We start from the raw sequence: 18,402 nt of genomic DNA, 5'->3' as shown, positions 1-18,402 counted from the left end.
GCGCCATGATAAGCAGCTTCGGGCGACAGGCCAAATCGCTATGACGAATGCTTCACCTGGGCGGCGGTAGGCTGGATACCCTCGTCCCTGTAGGAGCTGCCGAAGGCTGCGATCTTTTGACTTTGTCTTGAAGGTCAAAAGATCGCAGCCTTCGGCAGCTCCTACAGGGCTTTGATCTTCAAATATCTGCGAACGAATTCAACGGCCACGGTCTAAAATTCCGCCGCCCATCCTTCAAGGAAGCCCTACGTGAAACCGCTCCTCGCACTGCTTTCCCTCCTGGCCCTGCCGGTCATGGCCGCCGAGCCGACCCTGTACGGCCGTTACGAATACATCGCCCTGCCGGAAATCGGCGGGCAGGTCCTCAAGGCGAAAATGGACACCGGCGCCCTGACCGCGTCGCTGTCGGCCAAAGACATCGAAACCTTCAAGCGTGACGGCGAAGACTGGGTGCGTTTCCGCCTGGGCACCAAGGATGCGGGCAACCAGGTCTATGAACACAAGATCGCGCGCATCAGCAAGATCAAGACCCGCTCCGAAGAGGACGAGGAGGACAGCGAAGTCGTCGCGCCGACCAAGCGTCCCGTGGTCGATCTGGAGCTGTGCCTGGGTCACATCAAGCGCACGGTCGAGGTCAACCTGACAGACCGCAGCAGCTTCAACTACCCGTTGCTGATCGGCGCCAAGGCGTTGCGCGAGTTCGGTGCGGCGGTGAACCCGGCGCGGCGGTTTACGGCCGACAAGCCGGACTGCTGATTTTTCGAAGGCTTAAAGCCTGGGCATCGTCGCAATCATCGAAGGCCGCTGGCTCACCTCGAAGTACCACGCCGCCAGCTGTGGATTGGCTTCGCGCCAATCCAGATCCGGATGGCGCAGATCCAGGTAACCCAGTGCACAGGCCACGCTGATTGCGGCCACGTCGAAGTGGCTGGTCAGCTCCGCAATCGCGTCTTTTTCCAGCAGGGCCAGGGTGCGGCGGATCTTGTCGCGCTGGCCGTCGAGCCATTCGTCCCAGTGCTTCTCCGGGGCACGCAGGGCGACTTCGTAGCGCACCAGCACGGCCGCGTCCATGATCCCGTCGGCAAGGGAGGCGAGGGTCAGGCGCCGCCAGCGGGCCGAGCCTTCGCGGGGGATCAGCGGGTTGCCGACGTGCTGCTGATCGAGGTAGTCGAGGATGACCCGGCTGTCATGGATGACATTGCCGTCGGCCAGGCGCAATGCCGGGATTTTGCTCAGGGGGTTGTCGTCGATCAGGGCCGGGTCCGGGGTAACCGGGGTGAGGACGCTGGTCTGCAGCGCCACGCGGTCCTGTTGACCGGTTTCGTGCAGCAGCACCATGACTTTGCGAACGAAGGGAGAGAGCGGGTTGTGGTACAGGGTCATGCTCGGGGCGGACATGGCAGCGTCTCGATCGGTGGCAGTGTCGGGCAGCATAGCGTGTTGGGGCGATAGCTCAAGATGGCAAACACCCCTGTAGAAGCGAGCTTGCTCGCGATGGACGTTAACGATAACGCGGAAACCTGACACCCAGCGGCGTTCTCAAGTCCATCGCGAGCAAGCTCGCTCCTACAGGGGGTCAGCGGCGTTGCAGGAGGCCGCGCAGGGCCAGCACAGCCGGGATGCCCAGCCCCACCCAGCTCAGTGAATCCCACACACCATCCCCGAGCAACGCGGCAAACAGCCCTGCCGCGCTGAGTACCGCGATGACGGTGGGAATGGCAAAGACCTTCCAGAAATTCGACTGCCGGGGCTTCATGCCACGCTCTCCGCTTTTTCCAGCACAGGCCTGGCAGCCTTGCGCCGCACCACCCACAGATAGACTCCACTGCCGAGCACAATGATGGTCAGCACATCCAGGGTCGCCCAGAGGATTTGCATCGGCATGCCGCCGTAGTCGCCGAAGTGCAGCGGTTGCGACATGCCCATGGCATCCATATACCAGGGCCGCTCGGCCACGGCGGTGACTTGCAGGGTACTGGCGTCGATCAGTACCGGCGTCAGCAGGTGCGAGGTCAGGTGCGTGCTGCCTTTCATGAACACCGCGTAATGGTGCTCGCTGGAAAACCGCGTGCCGGGGAAGGCGATGAAGTCCGGCTGCATGCCCGGTGCGACGTCCTTGGCGATGTCGAGCAAACGGGTGGCCGGCGCCAGTTGCGTCAACGGTGGCGCATCGCGGTACGGCGCGATCATCGCGCTCAGGCTGTCGTTGCGCCAGGCGGCAATGATCAGGTCGGCGCAGGCACTGATCACGCCGGTCACGCCGACCACCAGGGCCCAGGTCAAGGTCACGACGCCGATCAGGTTATGCAGGTCGAGCCAGCGCAGGCGGGTGGATTTGTCCTGGCGCACAGTGGCGAACTTCAGACGGCGCATGAATGGCAGGTACAAGACGGTGCCGGAGACGATCGCCACCACGAACAGAATGCCCATGAACGCCAACAGCAGCTTGCCCGGTAAGCCGGCAAACATGTCCACGTGCAGGCGCAGCATGACCATCATGAAACCACCGTTTGCCGACGGCATCTCCAGGGCCTTGCCGGTACGGGCGTCGAGCATGAAGGTGTGGGACGAATTGGGCTCGGTGCCGGCGGTGGGGGCCATGATCGCAATCGCCGCATTGGGCTCGTCGTCCTCGAAGCCGAAATACTGCATGATTTCGCCAGGGCGATGCTTTTCAGCCGCAGCTACCAGCTGCTGCAAATCAAGCAGCGGGGTGTCTGCCGGCATCTGCTTCAGCTCGGCCGCATCACCGAGGAGGTGGTCGATCTCGTGATGGAAGATCAGTGGCAGACCGGTCAGTGCCAGCAGCAACAGGAACACCGTACAAATCAGGCTGGTCCAGGTATGAACAGCGGACCAGCGGCGAATTGTTTTACTTTTCATTTCATGGCCTTCAGAAAAACCAAAGCCGTCCTTTGGGGACGGCTTGGTCATAGGGCGTGTCGGCTCAAACTGTTACCACTTGTACGTTGCACTGGCGACGACACTGCGCTGGTCGCCGTAGTAACAGTAGAAGCTGTCGCAAGTCGAGATGTAGTCCTTGTCGAACAGGTTGGTTGCGTTAACGGCCAGCGAAGCGCCCTTGAGGCTGTTGTCGAGGCGGCCGAGGTCGTAGTGTACCGCGGCGTCGAACACCGTGTAGGCACCGGCCTTGCCCAGCCAGGTGTTGGCCTCGTCGCCATAAGTGTTGCCGGTGTAGCGCGCGCCGGCGCCGATGCCGAAGCCGTCGAGCACGCCGTTGTGCCAGGTGTAGTCGCCCCACACCGATGCTTGCTGGTTAGGCATCAGTTGCAGGCGATTGCCCTTGAACGCGCCGTCTTGCACTTCGGACCTGGCCAGGGTGTAGGCGGCGGTGACCTTGAGGTTTTCGGTCACGTCGGAAACGGCTTCCAGCTCCAGGCCTTTGACTCTCACTTCGCCGGTCTGGCTGGTGACCGTCACGTTGCCCACATTGTTGGTGACGGAAACGTTTTTCTGGGTCAGGTCATACACAGCGGCTGTCAGCAATGTGTTGCTGCCCGGTGGCTGGTACTTGATACCCAGTTCCCACTGCTTGCCTTCGGTTGGCTTGAACGAATCGGTCGGCGAGGCGACGGCATTGCTGGCCGGCTGGAACGATTCGGCGTAGGACAAGTAAGGCACGAAGCCCGAGTCGAACACATAGCTGATCGCCGCGTTGCCGCTGAAGTTCTTGTCACGCTGAGTGTTGGTGGCATCACCCTTGTTGAAGAATTTGGTGCCGGTATGCACCCAGTCTTCACGACCGCCGAGGGTCAGGCGCCATTGGTCGAGGGCCATTTGATCCTGGACGTACAGACCGGTCTGGTAGGTCTTCTGGTCATAGTCATAAAACGCCGAGGAGCGTGGTGGACGGGTGATCGGCAAGCCATAGACCGGATTGTTGACGTTGATGGAAGGTGCGCCGCCAAAAATCGAGGTGTAGTTGGTGTTGCTGCGCTGGTGGTCCAGGCCGATCAACAGCGTGTGATTAATGTCGCCGGTGGCGAAGTCGGCCTGGAGGTTGTTGTCCACGGCGAACTGGCTGATGTCTTCGTCGACATTGGTCGTGCCGCGCCCGGTGTTGCCCTCATCGTCCACGACAAATCCGATGGAGGGAAAGTAGCTGTTGACGGTGACCGTCTGGAACGACAGGTCCGACTTGGTGTAGCGCAGGTTCTGGCGGAACTGCCAGACATCGTTGAAGCGATGCTCGAAGGCATAACCCAGTGCGTAATAGGTGCGGTCGTAGAAATCGTAGTCCGGATCACCCAGGTTCTTGTGGTGCGAGATCTTGCCGAACGGCATGTCGATCTTGGTGCCCTGAATCGGATAGAACTGGCTGGTAACGCCGGTATCGTCACGGGTGAACTGTGTCAGCAGGGTGAAGCGGGTGTCTTCGTCGATGTTCCAGGTCAGGCTTGGCGCAATGTTGTAGCGCTTGTCATCGATATGGTCGATCTGGGTGCCGCCGTCACGCACCACGCCGCTCACGCCATAGAGAAACCGGCCTTCGTCGTCGATCTTGCCGGTGCTGGCGAAGTTGATCTGGCGATGGTTGTCGCTGCCGTACTGCAGCTGGATTTCGCTGCTGGCTTCGGCGCTCGGGCGACGGCTGACCATGTCCAGCAGACCGCCTGGCGGGGTCTGGCCGTACACGGACGAGGCCGGGCCGCGCAGCAAGGCCAGGCGGTCGAGGTTCCAGGTTTCCTGTTTCGGGTTGGCGTAGACGCCTTTTGGCAGGGGCAGGCCGTCGAGGAATTGAGTCGGCTCGAAACCACGCACGCGCAGCCAGTCAGCGCGGGTGTCGCTGCCGTAGCTGCTGGCGGTGATGCCCGGCAGGTAGCGCACGGCGGCGTCCAGGGTATGCGCGTTGCGGTCGTCCATCTGCTCGCGAGTGACGACCGAAATCGAGCGCGGTACCTCGACCAACGCGGTGTCGGTCTTGGTGCCGGCGGCGGTGCGCTTGGCCACGTAGCCTTGCACCGGGCCCCAGGCGCTTTCAGCGTCTTCCACGCCAATCACGCTGGTTGCCGGCAGAGCCATCACGCCCTCGGGCACGGCCACCAGGCTGTAGGTGCCGGCACTGCTTTGTTCCAGTTGCAGCCCGGTGCCACGCAGGGCCTCGCGCAGGGCGCCGGCGGCGTCGAACTGGCCGTTGACTGGCGCCGAGGTTTTGCCTGCCGCCAGGGATGGGTTCAACGACAAGGCCAGGCCGGCCTGGCTGGCGATCTGGTTCAGGGTGCTGGCCAATGGTGCGGCTGGCAGGTTGTAGGCGCGAACGCTTGACGCCTGCTCAGCGGCGACCAGTTGGCTGCTCGCCAAAGGTGTGCAAAGGGCAACGGCGACCGCCAGCAAACTGGGGCGCAACAGGGTGTTCAGCGAACGGGACATACAGCGGCTCCTGAATGGAAACATTTCTCAATTGCCTGTGTGCCGAACGAGAATCAGAAAGTGATAGGGCTGGATGAAAATAATTTCGATTCAGTTATTCAATAAGCACTGAAGGGTTTCAGGCGTGCGCCTTTGTGGCGAGGGGCTTGCCCCCGTTGGGTCGCGAAGCGGCCCCCGCGATTTACCAGGTAAACCGCATTTGCGGTTTGGCGACTGCTTCGTAGCCGAGCGGGAGCAAGCTCCCTCGCCACAAAGGAGTTGTGTGCGGGTTCAGGGCTTTGTTTCGGCCTTGGCTATTACCTTCACCCACCATTGCGTGTGCTGTTCGATCTGCACCGGCAGGGTCGGCAGCAGGGCATTGAGCGCCAGGTCGGTGTCACGCAGCGGGAAGCTGCCAGTGATGCGCAGATCGGCCACTTCCGGCGCAACGCCTGTGTAACCGGTTCGATAGCGACCGATTTCATGCACCAGATCTTCCAGCCGCGTGTTGTCCACCACCAGCATGCCGCGGGTCCAGGCATCCGCGCCGAAGTTGACGGCCAGAACCGGGCCCAGGCCGTTATTGCGGATCAACACCTGCTGGCCTTCGCGCAGAATCTGTTCATCCGGGCTGGACTCTGGGTGAACCGCCACCGCCGACTGCAACACACTCAGGCGTGTGCCTTCTTCTTCACGCTTGACCAGAAACCGCGTACCCAGCGCGCGCATGCTGCCTTCACGGGTTTCGACGATGAACGGCCGGGGATCGCCGTGACCGGTTTCAACCAGAATCTCGCCTTCCTGAAGCACGATGCGCCGCTGCTGCTCATCGAAGCGCACATCCAGGGCACTGTGGGTGTTGAGATTGACCAGCGTGCCATCCGCCAGGCGCAGGGTGCGCTGCTCTCCGACGGCGGTGCGCTGGTCGGCCAGCCAGTAATCGATCGGCAGGTAACGTGGCCCGGCAAACAGCGCCAGGCCGATCACGGCCACCACACTCGCCACGCCTTTGCCGAGCTTGCGCACCCGTCGGCGAATGCCTTCGCGCGATTGCAGCAGGGCAGTGCGGGCCGGGCCACTGGCTGCGCTGAAGCGTTGGTCGAGCATGCCCAACTGGCGCCAGGCGCGGGCGTGCTCTTCGTGGGCAGCGTGCCACTTGGCGAATTCTTCGCGCTCTACCGGGTTGGCGCCCTCCATGGACAACTGCCAGGCAATCGCCGCGTCCAGCACGTTGGCCGATACCGGTTTGGAACCGAGCGGGTTCATGTCGGCTCACCGTACAGCGCGATGTAGCATTGGCGAATGCCCTGGGCCAGGTACTGGCGCACCCGCGGCACCGATACCCCCAGGCGCTCGGCGATTTCTGCGTGGCCAAGACCGTCGAGACGGTTGTAGAGGAACGCCGCCCGGGCCTTGGTGGAAAGCTTGCCGAGCAAACGGTCGATGTTTTTCAGGTCTTCGAGGATCATCTGCTGCTCTTCCGCCGACGGTTGTTCGGCTTCGGGAATCAGCATCAGCTCGGTGAGGTAAGCCTGCTCCAGTGCGGCGCGACGGAAATAATCGAACAGCAGGCCCTTGGCGATGGCCACCAGGAATGCCCGGGGTTCGCGTGGTTCCTTCAGTTCCTCGCGGCCCAGCAAGCGCACAAAAGTGTCCTGGCTCAGGTCTTCGGCCCGCTGTGGGCAGGCGACATTGCGTCGAAGCCAGGCCAATAGCCAACCGCGATGGTCGCGATATAACGCACCGACGAGCTCACTTTGAGGGCTTGGGACTGACGACACGCCGCATCACCGCTTGGGAAGTATTAACTAACGAGAATTGTTCGCGATTGTGGCAGAGGCGCGGGAGGTCCGCAATCGGCGTTGGTCGGGAGACCGCGTCATCGTTCATCGCGGGCAAGCCCGGTCCCACAGGGGGTTCGGTACTCCTGTGGGAGCGGGCTTGCCCGCGATGAGGCCAGAGCAGGCGCCGAAGACTAGAAGGACGGCGCTTGTTGCCGACGCTTCCACTGACTCAAGCGCTGTTGCAAATTCAACGGGCTATGAATCTGCTGCTGCCGCGCGCGGCTGAACAGGATCAGCGCCAGTTCGGCGGTGGCCAAGGCGTCGGCGCTGGCGTGGTGGCGTTCGAAGACTTCGAGCTTGAAACAGTCGATCCAATCGTCCAGCCCGGCCTCGCGAAAGTGCGCCTGGGGGCATAGCAGCGGTGCAATGTCCGCCACGTCCAGAAACGGATGCTGCAACTTGAAACCCAGGTGATCTTTCAGCGCACGGCCGAGCATGTGCTGGTCAAACGGCGCGTGGAAGGCCAGTACCGGACTGTCACCGAGGTACTCCATCAAGTCCACCAGCGCTTCTGCTGGATCGCTGCCCGCCGCAATGGCGCTGGGGCCAATGCCGTGGATCAGCACGCTGGGGCCGAGTTTTACTTGCGGATATTGCAAGGTGCGTTCGAACTGCTGGCGAAAGTCGATGGCCCCGTCCTCGATCGCTATCGCGCCAATCGACAGCACATGGTCCTTGTTCAGGTTCAGCCCGGTGGTTTCCAGATCCAGCACCACCCAGCGCTGCTCACGCAGGCTGCATTCGCCCAAGGCGGCAGCGGCAGGCAAGCGTTCCAGGCGATGTTGCAGGTCGGCGGGCAGGGTGGGACTCGGCGGGCGCAGCCAGGAAAACAGGCTCATAACTGATACCGCAAGGTCAGGCTGCTCTGCAGGCGTTGGGCCTGACGCAGGGACTCACGCAGGATGCGCCGGTCCAGATGATTGAGGCTGTCGGGATCGACCCGGTTCGAGTAGGGAAAATTCTCCCGGGTCTGTAATTGATGTTGCTGCATGCGGGTTTGCTGAATGAAATGATAGGCCTCTTCGTACGCGGCGCCGTCCAGGGGTTCGATGACCTCTTTGGCGACCAATTGGCGAAAACGCTCCAGCGTGTTATTGGCCTCGATGCCATGGGCCAGGGCCAACAGCCGGGCGCCGTCGACAAATGGGGTCAGCCCCTGAATTTTCAAATCCAGGGTGGCCTTCTCGCCATTCTTGCGCGTCAGCACGAACTCGCGCAAACGCCCTACGGGCGGGCGATTGCGCAACGCATTCTCGGCCATCATGCGCTGGAACAAACGGTTGTCACCGACCTGATCGAGAATGCCCCGACGCAACTGCTCGCAGCCTTGCTCGCTGCCCCAGACCACGCGCAAATCGAAATAGATGCTCGAACCCAGCAGGTTCTCCGGGGTGGCCTCGCGGATGAACGCCGCAAAGCGCCGCGCCCATTCGGCCCGGGACAGGCACAGCTCGGGGTTGCCGGCCATGATATTGCCCTTGCACAAGGTGAAGCCGCACAGCGCCAGGCTCTGATTGATCTGCTGGGCGATGGGCAACAACTTGCCGCGAATCTCGGCGGCATGGGCTGCATCCCTGGCTTCGAACAGAATGCCGTTGTCCTGATCGGTGTGCAGGGTCTGCTCGCGACGGCCTTCACTGCCGAAGCACAGCCAACTGAATGGCACGCCGGGATCGCCTTTTTCGGCGAGGGTCAGTTCGATCACCCGGCACACGGTGTGATCGTTGAGCAGGGTAATGATGTGGGTGATCTGCGTCGAAGACGCGCCATGGGCCAGCATGCGCTCGACCAGTTGGCCGATTTCGCCCCGCAGCGCCACCAGGTTTTCCACCTTCTGCGCGTTGCGGATGGTGCGCGCCAGGTGCACCAGGTCGACCCGTTGCAGGGAAAACAGATCGCGCTCGGAAACCACGCCGCACAAGCGTTGGTCCTTGACCAGGCAGACATGGGCGATGTGACGCTCGGTCATGGCAATTGCCGCGTCGAATGCACTGTGATCCGGCGACAGGAAAAACGGTGCCCGGGTCATGTGCCCTTCGATGGCTTCGTTGAAATCGCTGCTGCCGTTGGCCACGGTCTGACGCAGGTCGCGCAGGGTGAAAATCCCCAGTGGCGCCTTGAGTTCATCGACCACCACGATGCTGCCGACCTGTTGTTCGTGCATCAACGTCACGGCTTCGCGCAAGGGGGTCTGCGGGGCGCATGACACCGGGTGGCGCATGGCCAATTCACCCAGTCGGGTATTGAGCGAATATTGGGTGCCGAGGGTTTCCACGGCTTTTTGCTGCACTTGCTGGTTGACCTGGTCCAGCAGGCTGCTGACGCAGCGCAGGGCGAAGTTGCGGAAGGTGTCCGATAGCGAAAACAGGCGGATGAACGCCGGCTTGTTCAATTGCAGGCAAAAGGTGTCTTCGCCGGCCAGGTGCTCGGTACGGGTCGCCCGTTCACCCAGCAATGCCGCGAGGGGAAAACATTCGCCGGTGGTGATCTCGAAGACTGTTTCGGTGCCACCTTTTGCCGTATCCGGACGCTCGCCCACGACCCGGCCTTGCTTGACGATATAGAAGTGCTCGACCGGGCCGTCGGCGGGTTTGATGATGCTCTCGCCGGGGGCGTAAAAACGCAGCTGACATTGCTCGACCAGATACGCCAGGTGCGCGTGCTCCATCTGGTTGAAAGGCGGGAAGCGCTGAAGGAATTGCAACGTGCCCTGGATGTTCTGCAACACCGCGGTTTTCCCTGCCTGTGTGAAGGCGTCCGCTTTACTCATAACCATTACCGCAGTCTTTTTTTGAATTGTTGTAGTCGGATGACCCGGACATGGTCGGCCCCTGTGGCCGGGGTGCCCATTGGACGTAAGTCTAGGTAGGCTTTTAGCATCCTGAAATGTCGGAAGAATCCTACGCAAACGTGCGAAAAACCTCTCTTCTGCCCTCTTGGAAAATTTTCCGACGAGGTGCACATTGATGGCCTGCTTAGTGATGTCTCACCACTGTGCTAGGGAATTGTATTGAATATGTAGAGAAAGCCATGTCCGACCACGATATTTTGAGCGACGCCGAGCGCGAAGCGCTGAGTGCAGTCATGCTGGAACCTGACCTGCCACCGCAACGGGTGCTGATCGTCGACGACGATAAAGACGCCCGGGAGCTGCTGTCAGAGATCCTGGCACTGGACGGTATTCGTTGCCTGACCGCGGCCAGTGGCGAAGCGGCACTCAAGATGCTGGAAGAGAAACCTTCGATCGGACTGGTGATTACCGACCTGCGCATGGGGCATGTCGACGGGCTGGACCTGATCCGACAGGTGCGCGAGTCGGTACGGGCGGCGTTGCCGGTCATCATCGTCTCGGGCGATGCCGACGTAAAAGATGCGATCGCCGCGATGCATTTGAATGTGGTGGACTTTCTGCTCAAGCCGATTGATGCCGACAAGCTGCTGGAGTTGGTCAAGCATGAGCTTGGGATTGAGCCTTAGTCCAAGCCCGCGCCCACAAAGAGCAACAAATCATACAAACAAAAAAGCCCTGATCTTTCGATCAGGGCTTTTTCATGTCTGGCGCAGACGCTCAGTTACAGACCATTGGCGGCCTTGAACTCGCGACGACGACGGTGCAGGACCGGCTCGGTGTAGCCGTTCGGCTGTTTGGTACCTTCGACCACCAGTTCGACCGCTGCCTGGAAGGCGATGTTGCTGTCGAAGTTCGGGGCCAGCGGACGGTACAGCGCGTCACCGGCGTTCTGACGGTCAACCACCGGCGCCATGCGCTTGAGGCTTTCCATGACCTGCTCTTCGGTGACGACGCCATGGCGCAGCCAGTTGGCGATGTGCTGGCTGGAAATACGCAGCGTGGCACGGTCTTCCATCAGGCCGACATCATTGATGTCCGGCACTTTCGAACAACCGACGCCCTGGTCGATCCAGCGCACGACGTAACCGAGAATGCCCTGGCTATTGTTGTCCAGTTCGTTCTTGATCTGTTCGGCGGTCCACTGCGGGTTCACCGCCAGCGGGATGGTCAGGATGTCGTCTACCGAAGCATGGGCACGTTTGGCCAGTTCGGCCTGACGGGCGAACACGTCGACCTTGTGGTAGTGCAGTGCGTGCAGTGCAGCGGCAGTCGGCGAAGGTACCCAGGCGGTGTTGGCACCGGCCAGCGGGTGAGCGATTTTCTGTTCGAGCATCGCTGCCATCAGGTCCGGCATGGCCCACATGCCTTTACCGATCTGTGCGCGACCTTGCAGGCCGGTGCTCAGACCGATATCGACGTTGGAATTCTCATAGGCGCCGATCCATTTTTCCGCCTTCATGTCCGCCTTGCGCACCATCGGGCCGGCTTCCATGGAGGTGTGGATTTCATCGCCGGTGCGGTCGAGGAAACCGGTGTTGATGAACACCACACGCTCGCTCGCCGCCTTGATGCAGGCCTTGAGGTTGATCGTGGTACGACGCTCCTCGTCCATGATCCCGACTTTCAGGGTGTTGCGTGGCAGGCCCAGCACGTCTTCGATGCGACCGAACAACTCGTTGGTGAACGCGGCTTCTTCAGGGCCGTGCATCTTCGGTTTCACGATATAGACCGAGCCGGTGCGGCTGTTCTTGCGCGAGCTGTTGCCGTTGAGGTTGTGGATCGCCGACAGGCAGGTCACCAGGCCATCGAGAATGCCTTCCGGCACTTCGTTGCCCTCTTTGTCGAGGATCGCGTCGATGGTCATCAGGTGGCCAACGTTGCGCACGAACAGCAACGAACGACCGTGCAGGCTCAGTTCACTGCCATCGACCGCGGTGTAGGTGCGGTCGGCGTTCATGGTGCGGGTAAAGGTCTGACCGCCCTTGGCGACGCTTTCCGACAGATCGCCCTTCATCAGGCCGAGCCAGTTGCGGTAGATCACCACTTTGTCATCGGCGTCGACGGCGGCAACCGAGTCTTCGCAGTCCATGATGGTGGTCAGTGCGGCCTCCATCAGGATGTCTTTGACGCCGGCCGCGTCGGTCTGGCCGACCGGGGTGCTGGCGTCGACCTGGATTTCGAAATGCAGGCCGTTGTTTTTCAGCAGGATCGCGGTCGGTGCAGCGGCATCGCCCTGGAAGCCGATCAGCTGAGCGTCGTTGCGCAGGCCGGTGTTGCTGCCGCCTTTAAGGGCGACCACCAGTTTGCCGGCGACGATCTTGTAGCCGGTGGAATCGACGTGGGAGCCGGCCGCCAGTGGCGCCGCTTCGTCGAGGAAGGCACGGGCGAAGGCGATGACCTTGTCACCGCGAACCTTGTTGTAGCCTTTGCCTTTTTCCGCACCGTTGGCTTCGCTGATGGCGTCGGTGCCGTAGAGCGCGTCGTACAGCGAGCCCCAGCGGGCGTTCGAGGCGTTGAGCGCAAAGCGGGCGTTCATCACCGGCACCACGAGCTGCGGGCCGGCCATGCGGGCGATTTCGTCATCGACGTTTTGCGTCGTTGCCTGGAAATCGGCCGCTTCTGGCAGCAGATAACCGATGTCTTGCAGGAAGGCTTTATAGGCCACGGCGTCGTGCGCCTGACCGGCGCGTTCCTGGTGCCAGGAATCAATACGAGCCTGGAAATCATCGCGTTTGGCGAGTAGGGCTTTGTTCTTCGGTGCCAGGTCATGGATGACCTTGTCGGCACCGGCCCAGAACTTATCGGCGGTGAGGCCGGTACCGGGAATGGCTTCGTTGTTCACGAAGTCGAACAGGACTTTGGCGACCTGCAGGCCACCGACTTGAACGTGTTCAGTCATTGCTTGCCTCACTCTGCTCAGCTATTTCGCTTTTCAGCTCTTCAAATTAACAATGAAGCCTTGGCCATTTAAACCACAAACCCCTCTGCCAGTACATGCCCATGACGGGCGGCTGGGTTGGGACCAATCAACGGCTTGGGGCCTTGCTGACAGGGCTTTCAGGGTTGCGAACGGGCCGGCGGCAGACATCGATCCAACGTTATGTAGTGCGCGCTGCGGCATACTACATGATGAATTGCGGATGTGAAAATTAGACTAATCACGTCGTTCTGCGACCCCATGACGCATTGCAGTCACGGCGCGGAACAGGATGTTCTCAAAAAACCAGTAGATTGTTCCAGTTAAATATCAAAAGTTGTACACGATTTGTTTGGTCGGTCAGATCGGCGGTGCATCCCTTCGCGAGCAAGCCCGCTCCCACAAGGACAGCGCATGACCCTGTGGGAGCGGGCTTGCCCGCGAAGGGGGCAGTCGATGCACCTTTGATTCCGGATCTGCCCAGGCACCTTTCAACCCTTGCCTATACTTGGTTCTCTGTCACAAAAATCATGACCAGAGGGCTGCGCCATGGACCACCTCGTACTCACCGTTTTTGCACCGGACAAGCCCGGGCAAGTCGAGCGCATTGCCCAATGCATTGCCGAGCATGGCGGCAACTGGCTGGAAAGCCGCATGTCGCGCATGGCCGGACAATTCGCCGGCATTCTGCGGGTGGGGGTGCCGGCCGAGGCCTATGACGAATTGGTCGATGCCCTGCAAGGCTTGTCCACCCAGGGCATCCGCGTATTGATCGCCGAAAGCAGCATCGAACAATCCTGCACCTGGAAGCCGATCGCGATGGAACTGGTGGGCAATGATCGCCCGGGGATCGTGCGTGACATCACACGCTTGTTGAACGAGCAGGGGGTAAGTCTGGAACGGTTGGTTACCGAAGTGCGCCCGGCACCGATGAGCAGCGAGCCGTTGTTCCACGCCGAAGCGATTCTTGCCGTTCCGCTGACGCTGTCGCTGGACGTCCTGCAATCGCGCCTGGAAACCCTGGCCGACGATCTGATGGTCGAATTGGTGCTGCGCAGTGAGCCCTGATCAGGTTATCCAAGTTAAACGTGCACCGGCTTGTGGATAACCTGTAGAGACACCCCGCCAGGCCACGCCGACCGGGGCTCTTCGGGATCTGATCAAAAAACCAGCAGTTTCAGCCACTTGCGCACAATCAGCGGGGATCACGCTGTGGATAACCTTGGGAAGGAATGCTACAGGCCACGGAACTCGTGGCCTGTAGAGGTTTGTGTGTTTTTTGATCAGCTGCGGCGACGCAAACTTAGCCATGCATCCACGCTGTAAACCGCCAGACCGGCCCAGATGAACATGAACGCTACCAGGGTGCTGGACGACAGGTGCTCGCCAAACAGCAGCACCGCTTGCAGCAGCACCAATGTCGGCGCCAGGTACTGGAGAAAGCCCAGTGTCGTGTATGGCAAATGCCGTGCAGCCGCGTTGAAGCAGACCAGCGGCACCAGCGTGACCGGTCCGGCTGCCACCAGCCACCAGGCTTCTGACGTGGTCCAGAACTCGGCCTGAGCGCTGTGGGCGGTCGGGTTGAACAGCAACCAGGCAATGGCGATCGGCACCAGCATCCAGGTTTCCACTACCAGTCCGGGCAGAGCCTTGACCGGTGCCTGCTTGCGAATCAGCCCGTAGAAACCGAAGGTCAGTGCCAGCACCAGCGACACCCACGGCAGGCTGCCGACTTGCCAGACCTGTTGTGCCACACCCACAGCCGCCAGACCGACGGCAATCCACTGCATGCGCCGCAGTCGTTCGCCAAGGATCAGCATGCCCAGCAACACGTTTACCAAGGGGTTGATGTAGTAACCGAGGCTGGCCTCCAGCATGCGGCCGTTGTTCACTGACCAGACGTAAGTCAGCCAGTTGGCCGCGATCAGCGCACCGCTCAGGGCCAGGATCGCCAGGCGTCGCGGGTTCTCCCGCAGCTCGCGCCACCAGCCGGGATGCTTCCATACCATCAGCAACAAGGCGCCGAACAATGCCGACCACAACACTCGGTGGATGATGATTTCCACGGCGGGCACGCTGGCGATGGCTTTGAAGTAGAGGGGAAAAAGTCCCCAGATGATGTAGGCACTCAGGCCCAGAATGTACCCGCGACGCGGGTTGGCGGCTTGCATGCAGAATCCTTGCTTAGGCAGCTAACAAAGAAGGGATTGTAAGGTGGTTGTATAGATGTGTCGTGTCAGAAAAAAGATCGCAGCCCTGTAGGAGCTGCCGAAGGCTGCGATCTTTTGATTTTCGATCAAAACAGCTTCAACGGCTCTTCATTGAGCGCCGCCAGTTGTTCGCGCAGAGCCAACACCTGATCACCCCAGTAACGCTCGGTGCCGAACCACGGGAAGCTGCGGGGGAACGCCGGATCGTCCCAGCGACGGGCGAGCCACGCGCTGTAGTGCAACAGACGCAGGGCGCGCAAGGGTTCGATGAGCGCCAGTTCACGCGGGTCGAAGTCGTGGAATTCGTTGTAGCCATCCATCAGTTCCGACAACTGGCTCAGGCAATCCTGGCGATCGCCGGCGAGCATCATCCAGATGTCCTGTACCGCCGGGCCCATGCGGCAGTCGTCGAGGTCGACGATATGGAACATCTCGTCGCGGCACATCATGTTGCCGGGGTGGCAGTCACCATGCATGCGGATGTTCTGGTGCGGCGTGTTGCTGTAGGCATCTTCCACACGCTTTAGCAGGTCGCGGGCCACCGACTCGTAGGCCGGCAGCAGACTGCGGGGGATGAAGTTGCCGTCGAGCAACGTGGCCAGCGAGTCATGGCCGAAGTTTTTCACCGCCAGCGCTTCACGGTGTTCGAACGGCCGGGTCGAGCCGACCGCGTGCAGGCGTCCGAGCAACTGACCCAGGCGATACAGTTGATCGAGGTTGCCCGGCTCCGGTGCGCGGCCGCCGCGGCGGGGGAACAGGGTAAAACGGAAACCGCTGTGTTCGTGCAGGGTTTCACCGTTGTGAATCAACGGCGCCACGACCGGCACCTCGCAATCGGCGAGTTCGGCGGTGAATTGGTGTTCTTCCAGAATCGCTTCGTTGGACCAGCGTTGCGGCCGGTAGAACTTGGCGATCAGCGGCTCGGCGTCTTCGATACCGACCTGATAGACGCGGTTCTCGTAGCTGTTGAGCGCCAGGATGCGCGCGTCGCTGAGAAAGCCGATGCTTTCGACGGCATCGAGCACGAGGTCTGGCGTAAGGGTTTCAAACGGGTGGGCCATGCTGACTCCTGCGCGCAGCAGGCTGCTGCGTCCGGCCAGGCATGGTAGCGCAGACGGCAGGGCTTTAGGGGGTGGGCTTGAGATGTGTGGTGTCTGGGCTGACGCCTTCGTCGGAACGCCGCCCGGGGCAAGCCCGCTCCCACAAGGACTACATGAATCCCTGTGGGAGCGGGCTTGCCCGCGAAGAGGCCGGATCAGGCGCCGACGATCCCGCCATCTTCCCGCGAAATCGCCATCACCGATGAGCGCGGCTTGCCATTGGGCAAATGCTCGGGGAAGGTCGAGCCACCGTTTTCACCCGGGTGCTGGATTCCGACGAACAGGGTTTTCTGGTCCGGCGAGAAGCTGATCCCGGTCACCTCGCAGCCCACCGGCCCGACCATGAAGCGGCGAATCTCGCCGGTCGCCGGATCAGCGCAGAGCATCTGGTTATTGCCCATGCCGGCAAAGTCACCGGTGTTGCTCACATCACCGTCGGTCAGGATCCACAAGCGTCCGGCCTTGTCGAAGCCCAAGCCGTCCGGGCTGTTGAACATGTTCTGCGGCGTGATGTTCGACGAGCCGGCCTTGGGCGTCCCGGCATGTGCGGCCGGGTTGCCGGCCACCACAAACAGGTCCCAGGCAAAGGTGTGTGAAGCGTGATCGTCACGCTCGGTGCGCCAGCGCAGGATCTGGCCGTAGACGTTCTTCTCCCGCGGGTTCGGTCCGCCCACCGGTTGTCCGTCTTCGCCGCGCTTGGCGTTGTTGGTCAATGTGCAGTAGACCTGGCCATCCTTGGGGCTGACCACGATCCATTCCGGGCGATCCATGCGCGTGGCTTTCACCACACTGGCGGCGAGACGGGCGTGGATCAGCACTTCTGCCTGATCGGCAAAGCCGCTGCTGGCGTCGATGCCGTTTTTGCCGTGGGTCAACTCGATCCATTCACCCTGGCCTTTCGGGTGATCGGCGTTGCCGTCCCCGGCATCGAAACGCGCCACATAGAGGGTGCCGTGATCGAGAATGTCGCGGTTGGCCTTGGGGTTCTTGTGGTCGATCTTGTCGCGGCTGACGAATTTGTAGATGAACTCGCCGCGCTCGTCGTCGCCCATGTACACCACGGCATGGCCATCGCCGGTTTCGGCCAGGGCGGCGTTTTCGTGTTTGAAGCGGCCCAGGGCGGTGCGTTTGACCGGCGTCGACTGCGGATCGAACGGATCGATTTCCACCACCCAGCCATGACGGTTGAGTTCGTTGGGGTTCTTGGCCAGGTCGAAGCGCTCGTCGTGCTGGTGCCAGTTGATCTCTTTGCTGGTCACCACCGCGCCGTAGCGTTTTTGCGCCGGGTCGAACTTCTGCTCGGCGTTGCTGCTGCCGAAGCAGTCGGTGAAGTTTTCTTCACAGGTCAGATAGGTGCCCCACGGCGTCTTGCCGTTGGCACAGTTCTGGAAGGTGCCGAGAACGTTCTTGCCCTGGGGATCGGCGCTGGTTTTCAGCAGGGCATGGCCGGCGGCCGGGCCGCTCAGGGTGATCGGCGTATTGCCGTGAATGCGGCGGTTGTAGCGCGAGCCCTGGACGAATTGCCATTGGCCCTTCTTGCGCTGCACTTCAATCACCGACACGCCTTCGCAGGCCAGCGCCTTGCGCACGTCTTGCGCCGATTGCGGCATGCCGCCATGGGCGTAGAGGTAGCGGTAGTTGGTGTATTCGTTGTTGATCGCCATCAGCGCGCGGTCTTTTTCGCCCGGAAACTCGAACAGGCTCATGCCGTCGTTGTTGTCGCCGAACTGGGCTTCCTGATGCTCGGCGCTGCCGTTGCCGCTCGGGTCGAACGCCGGGCCGTCCTTGTGCAGGGGCTGGCCCCAGCTGATCAGCACCGAGGATTTGTAGCCCGGGGGCAGGGTGATGGCGTCGCTGGTGGCGGCGGCAATGCTGTCAAAGCCCAGCAACTGGCTGTTACCGGCGCTGACGCTGGCGGCCATCACGCTGCGGCTCAGCAGGTTGCCGCCGAGGAACATCGCCGCGCCGCACAGGGCACCTGCGCCGATGAAGCTGCGACGACTGAGGCCGACCATGGTTTCGAGGTCGGTGGACTGGTTTTCTTCTAATAGGCTCATTTCAGGCTCCCTGCGGTTTTGCAGACACCTTAATGATGAGTAATGAACCTTTT

General features: G+C 61.3%; 15 protein-coding genes. 3 read left to right on the top strand and 12 right to left on the bottom strand.

Going from position 1 to position 18,402, the window contains the following annotated elements:
- Positions 1-249 precede the first annotated feature (249 nt).
- Positions 250-756, top strand: a complete 507-nt coding sequence (locus C9422_RS23185) for an ATP-dependent zinc protease (RefSeq protein WP_116582288.1) — start codon at positions 250-252, stop codon at positions 754-756.
- Positions 757-768: 12 nt separating this feature from the next.
- On the opposite strand, the gene C9422_RS23180 is transcribed toward C9422_RS23185, so the two are convergent.
- From C9422_RS23180 to C9422_RS23145, 8 genes are all read right to left on the bottom strand, one after another.
- Positions 769-1,398 carry a glutathione S-transferase gene (locus C9422_RS23180; RefSeq protein WP_116582313.1) on the bottom strand — a complete coding sequence of 210 codons (630 nt, stop codon included), beginning with the start codon at positions 1,396-1,398 and terminating at the stop codon, positions 769-771.
- Positions 1,399-1,576: 178 nt separating this feature from the next.
- Positions 1,577-1,756 (bottom strand): hypothetical protein, encoded by a 180-nt coding sequence (locus tag C9422_RS23175; protein WP_056726593.1) that lies wholly within the window; start codon positions 1,754-1,756, stop codon positions 1,577-1,579.
- Positions 1,753-2,883, bottom strand: a complete 1,131-nt coding sequence (locus C9422_RS23170; protein WP_116582312.1) for a PepSY domain-containing protein — start codon at positions 2,881-2,883, stop codon at positions 1,753-1,755. Before C9422_RS23170 ends, C9422_RS23175 begins: the two co-directional genes overlap by 4 nt.
- Positions 2,884-2,955: 72 nt before the next feature.
- The gene (locus C9422_RS23165; protein ID WP_116582287.1) at positions 2,956-5,391 is read right to left on the bottom strand and encodes a TonB-dependent siderophore receptor; all 2,436 of its coding nucleotides are present in this window, start codon (positions 5,389-5,391) and stop codon (positions 2,956-2,958) included.
- Between the two features lie 270 nt (positions 5,392-5,661).
- Positions 5,662-6,636 carry a FecR domain-containing protein gene (locus C9422_RS23160; RefSeq protein ID WP_116582286.1) on the bottom strand — a complete coding sequence of 325 codons (975 nt, stop codon included), beginning with the start codon at positions 6,634-6,636 and terminating at the stop codon, positions 5,662-5,664.
- A complete protein-coding gene (locus tag C9422_RS23155) occupies positions 6,633-7,151 on the bottom strand; it encodes an RNA polymerase sigma factor (RefSeq protein WP_102700728.1) in 519 nt (172 codons plus the stop codon). The genes C9422_RS23160 and C9422_RS23155 overlap by 4 nt, the downstream gene beginning before the upstream one ends.
- A 194-nt stretch (positions 7,152-7,345) precedes the next feature.
- On the bottom strand, positions 7,346-8,053 hold the full coding sequence (locus tag C9422_RS23150) for a PolC-type DNA polymerase III (protein ID WP_116582285.1): 708 nt from the start codon (positions 8,051-8,053) through the stop codon (positions 7,346-7,348).
- Complete coding sequence (locus tag C9422_RS23145) at positions 8,050-9,990, bottom strand: putative nucleotidyltransferase substrate binding domain-containing protein (RefSeq protein WP_116582284.1); 1,941 nt, start codon at positions 9,988-9,990, stop codon at positions 8,050-8,052. The genes C9422_RS23150 and C9422_RS23145 overlap by 4 nt, the downstream gene beginning before the upstream one ends.
- Positions 9,991-10,244: 254 nt before the next feature.
- On the opposite strand from C9422_RS23145, the gene C9422_RS23140 reads away from it, so the two are divergent.
- Positions 10,245-10,691, top strand: coding sequence for a response regulator (locus tag C9422_RS23140; RefSeq protein ID WP_116582283.1), 447 nt, complete (start codon positions 10,245-10,247; stop codon positions 10,689-10,691).
- A 95-nt stretch (positions 10,692-10,786) separates the two neighbouring features.
- Here the strand turns inward: C9422_RS23140 and C9422_RS23135 are convergent, their stop codons facing one another.
- Positions 10,787-12,964 carry a malate synthase G gene (locus tag C9422_RS23135; protein ID WP_116582282.1) on the bottom strand — a complete coding sequence of 726 codons (2,178 nt, stop codon included), beginning with the start codon at positions 12,962-12,964 and terminating at the stop codon, positions 10,787-10,789.
- A gap of 567 nt (positions 12,965-13,531) precedes the next feature.
- On the opposite strand from C9422_RS23135, the gene C9422_RS23130 reads away from it, so the two are divergent.
- Entirely contained in the window at positions 13,532-14,050 is a 519-nt protein-coding gene (locus C9422_RS23130; protein ID WP_102700735.1) for a glycine cleavage system protein R, read from the top strand.
- 215 nt (positions 14,051-14,265) lie between these two features.
- On the opposite strand, the gene rarD is transcribed toward C9422_RS23130, so the two are convergent.
- From rarD to C9422_RS23115, 3 genes are all read right to left on the bottom strand, one after another.
- On the bottom strand, positions 14,266-15,153 hold the full coding sequence (gene rarD, locus C9422_RS23125; RefSeq protein ID WP_095964118.1) for an EamA family transporter RarD: 888 nt from the start codon (positions 15,151-15,153) through the stop codon (positions 14,266-14,268).
- A 125-nt stretch (positions 15,154-15,278) separates the two neighbouring features.
- A complete protein-coding gene (locus C9422_RS23120; protein ID WP_015097103.1) occupies positions 15,279-16,253 on the bottom strand; it encodes a serine/threonine protein kinase in 975 nt (324 codons plus the stop codon).
- Between the two features lie 194 nt (positions 16,254-16,447).
- Complete coding sequence (locus C9422_RS23115; protein ID WP_116582281.1) at positions 16,448-18,349, bottom strand: PhoX family phosphatase; 1,902 nt, start codon at positions 18,347-18,349, stop codon at positions 16,448-16,450.
- Between the last annotated feature and the right edge of the window lie 53 nt (positions 18,350-18,402).

It is taken from the genome of Pseudomonas sp. B1(2018) (genome assembly GCF_003097365.1).
GTDB lineage: Bacteria > Pseudomonadota > Gammaproteobacteria > Pseudomonadales > Pseudomonadaceae > Aquipseudomonas > Aquipseudomonas laurylsulfatiphila.
The sequence above is the reverse complement of the archived record's forward strand: the minus strand, read 5'-3'. Positions and strand labels throughout refer to the sequence as shown.